We start from the raw sequence: 3,022 nt of genomic DNA on the forward strand, positions 1-3,022 counted from the left end.
GCACCGCGCGCAGCGACTGCGCCGGCGTCACCACCAGCACGCAATCGGTGCCGCCGAGCGCCGCGGACCATGTGCCGAAGGGCGTGCCGCTGGTTCTCTGCGCCAAGGGCATCGAGCGCGACACCGGCGCGCTGCTGTCGGCGATCGTCGAGGAGATCCTGCCGGACAACCCGGTCGCGGCACTTTCCGGCCCGAGCTTTGCCACTGATGTCGCGCGCGGCCTGCCGACGGCCGTTGTGGTCGCCGCCCGCGATGGCGAATTGGCAGCCGATCTCGCCGCCCGCTTTTCGGCCGAGAACCTGCGCTGCTATTCCAGCGACGATCTCATCGGCGTCGAGATCGGCGGCGCGCTGAAGAATGTCTTCGCCATCGCCGCCGGCGCGGTCACCGGAGCCGGGCTCGGCGCCAGCGCCCAGGCCGCCATGGTGACGCGCGGCTTCGTCGAGCTGCGCCGCATCGGCGCCGCCTTCGGCGCCAGGCCGGAGACGCTGATGGGGCTTTCCGGCCTCGGCGACCTTCTGCTCACCTGCTCGTCGGCGCAGTCGCGCAATTTCGCCTACGGCCTGGCGCTCGGCCAGGGCAAGCCGCTTGCCGGCCTGCCACTCGCCGAAGGCGTGCCGACGGCGGGCATTGCCGCCCGCATCGCCGCCGAGCGCGGCATCGATGCGCCGATCATTTCCGCCGTCGCCGCCATCCTCGACGGCAAGGTGACCATCGGCCAAGCCGTGACGGCGCTGATGACGCGGCCGCTCAAAACCGAAACCGACATCTGACCCTTGGAGTTTTGAACATGCTGTTTGCGTTGATTTGCAAGGATAAACCCGGCAGCCTGCAGCTGCGCGCCGACACGCGGCCGGCGCATGCGGCCTTCCTCGAAGGCCTGATCAGCGAAGGCAAACTTGCCTTTGCAGGCCCGTTCCTCGACGCCGATGGGAAGCCCGAAGGCAGCCTGGTGATGATCGAAGCGCCCGACATGGCCGGCGCGCAAGCCTTGGCCGCAGCCGACCCTTACGCCAAGGCCGGCCTGTTCGAAAGCGTCGAGATCCGTGCGTGGAACTGGGTCTTCCAGAAGCCTGCGACCGAATGAGATTCGCTTGCGCTGCCCCTCATCCGCCTGCCGGCACCTTCTCCCCGTAAGAACGGGGAGAAGGGAGAAGCTCCAACGCTGGCGACCCCTCTCCCCGTCCTTACGGGGAGAGGGTAGGGTGAGGGGCAGCGCCAACGCTGAATAATGGCCAACCGACAATGGCAATGGGACAACTGAGATGAACTACTGGCTGTTCAAATCCGAACCCTCGGTCTTTTCCTTCGAGGCGCTGAAGGCCAAGGGCAAGGCCGGCACGCAGTGGGACGGCGTGCGCAATTACGCGGCGCGCAACAACATGAAGGCCATGAAGATCGGCGATCTCGGCTTCTTCTATCATTCCAACGAGGGCCTCGACATCGTCGGCATCGCCGAGGTCTGCGCGCTTGCCCATCCCGACACCACCACCGACGATCCGCGCTGGGAATGCGTCGACATCCGCGCCTGGAAGGACGTGCCGAAGCCGGTGACGCTGGAACAGGTCAAGGCCAATCCGAAGCTTGCCGAGATGGCGCTGGTCCGGCTCGGGCGGCTTTCCGTGCAGCCGGTGACGCCGGCCGAATGGAAAGAGGTCTGCCGCATGGCCGACCTCGACCCGGCGCCGTGACCAGGCTCACCCCGAAAAACGCGAAGAAATTCATCCTCGACAACACGGCGCTGATGGCGCCGCCGCATGTGCCGGAAGTGCTGCTGCATCTGGCCGACGAGGCGCATGATCTGTGGCTGCGCACCGAGGAGGAGCTGGCCGAGATCGGCCTGCCGCCGCCATTCTGGGCCTTCGCCTGGGCCGGCGGCCAGGGCCTTGCCCGCTACGTGCTCGATCATCCGGCGACCGTGCGGGGAAAAAGCGTGCTCGACTTCGCTTCCGGCTCCGGCATGGTCGCCATCGCTGCCTTGAAGGCCGGCGCTTCCGCGGTGGTTGCCGCCGATATCGACCCCTTTTGCGCGACGGTGATCACGCTCAACCTGGAAGCCAATGACGTGAAGGCCGAATTCCTGGATGCGGACTGCATCGATACGGATGACGGCTGGGACGTCGTGCTCGCCGGCGATGTCTTCTACGACAAACCGTTGGCGGACAGGCTGATGCCGTGGTTCACGGCGCTCACGGCGCGCGGCGCCGATATCCTGGTTGGGGATCCCGGCCGCGCCTATCTGCCGAAAAAGGGACTGCAATCGCTGGCCGTCTATCAGGTGCCGGTAACGCGCGCGCTGGAGGATGCGGAGGTCAAGCGCACGACCGTCTGGCGATGGGGTTCTGCCGCTCCCGCTTGACGCCGCCGGCGAACCGGGATTCCATTCAGCCATATTTTTGAGCGACACGCATTCGGAGGGGGAACATGGATTTTTCAACGGTGAACTGGCTGGCGGTGATCGTCGCCGCCGTCGTGGCGTGGCTGTTCGGCGCCGTCTGGTACATGGGTTTGAGCAAGCCATGGCTGAAAGCGGCAAAGCTCGACCCGGCAACCATGAAGCGCTCTGTCGCCCCGTTCATCGTCAGCTTCATCGCCGAGCTCATCATGGCGCTGGTCATGACGTTGGTGTTTGGCGCGCTGACCGGCGGCGAGCCCAACCCGCTCGCCGGGGTGATCTTCGGCTTCGTGCTCTGGCTGGGCTTCGTCGCCACCACGCTTTCGGCCAACCACCGCTATGAAGGCTTCGGCTGGGACCTCACCCTGATCGATGCCGGCCACTGGCTGGGCGTGCTCATCATCATCGGCTTGGTGATCGGCTGGTTCGGGGCGCCGGCGGCGCCCGCCGGCTAGAGCAATAACCGCGCCGCGCGGCGGTCCGGGGTATCGCTACCCCGCCTCTCCGTCTTTCGCCACCTCGTCGAGAAGCCATTCGCGAAAGGCGACGATCCGTGCGTCGTCCTTCATGACTTCGGGGTAAACCAGGAAATAGGCGAATTCCGGCGCGACCTTGATGCCGAGTTCG

General features: G+C 66.1%; 5 protein-coding genes. All 5 read left to right on the forward strand.

All coding sequences use genetic code 11. From position 1 onward, the window contains the following. The coding region (locus EOA38_RS32165; RefSeq protein ID WP_127301120.1) for an NAD(P)H-dependent glycerol-3-phosphate dehydrogenase at positions 1-773 on the forward strand (773 nt) is incomplete at its 5' end. A gap of 17 nt (positions 774-790) precedes the next feature. Then, positions 791-1,087: a YciI-like protein gene (locus EOA38_RS32170; protein WP_126091235.1), complete on the forward strand. Its 297-nt coding sequence runs from the start codon at positions 791-793 to the stop codon at positions 1,085-1,087. Between the two features lie 178 nt (positions 1,088-1,265). Continuing rightward, on the forward strand, positions 1,266-1,691 hold the full coding sequence (locus EOA38_RS32175; protein WP_127301121.1) for an EVE domain-containing protein: 426 nt from the start codon (positions 1,266-1,268) through the stop codon (positions 1,689-1,691). Continuing rightward, complete coding sequence (locus EOA38_RS32180) at positions 1,646-2,359, forward strand: methyltransferase (protein ID WP_189435069.1); 714 nt, start codon at positions 1,646-1,648, stop codon at positions 2,357-2,359. Before EOA38_RS32175 ends, EOA38_RS32180 begins: the two co-directional genes overlap by 46 nt. 65 nt (positions 2,360-2,424) lie before the next feature. After that, the gene (locus tag EOA38_RS32185) at positions 2,425-2,850 is read left to right on the forward strand and encodes a DUF1761 domain-containing protein (RefSeq protein ID WP_127301123.1); all 426 of its coding nucleotides are present in this window, start codon (positions 2,425-2,427) and stop codon (positions 2,848-2,850) included. Positions 2,851-3,022: the final 172 nt, after the last annotated feature.

Origin of the sequence: Mesorhizobium sp. M1E.F.Ca.ET.041.01.1.1 (genome assembly GCF_003997355.1) — a bacterium.
GTDB lineage: Bacteria > Pseudomonadota > Alphaproteobacteria > Rhizobiales > Rhizobiaceae > Mesorhizobium.

Coding starts and splice junctions, on each gene's coding strand:
- EOA38_RS32180 (WP_189435069.1), top strand. CDS start 1,646: ATGGAAAGAGGTCTGCCGCATGGCCGACCTCGACCCGGCGCCGTGACC.
- EOA38_RS32175 (WP_127301121.1), top strand. CDS start 1,266: ATGAACTACTGGCTGTTCAAATCCGAACCCTCGGTCTTTTCCTTCGAG.
- EOA38_RS32185 (WP_127301123.1), top strand. CDS start 2,425: ATGGATTTTTCAACGGTGAACTGGCTGGCGGTGATCGTCGCCGCCGTC.
- EOA38_RS32170 (WP_126091235.1), top strand. CDS start 791: ATGCTGTTTGCGTTGATTTGCAAGGATAAACCCGGCAGCCTGCAGCTG.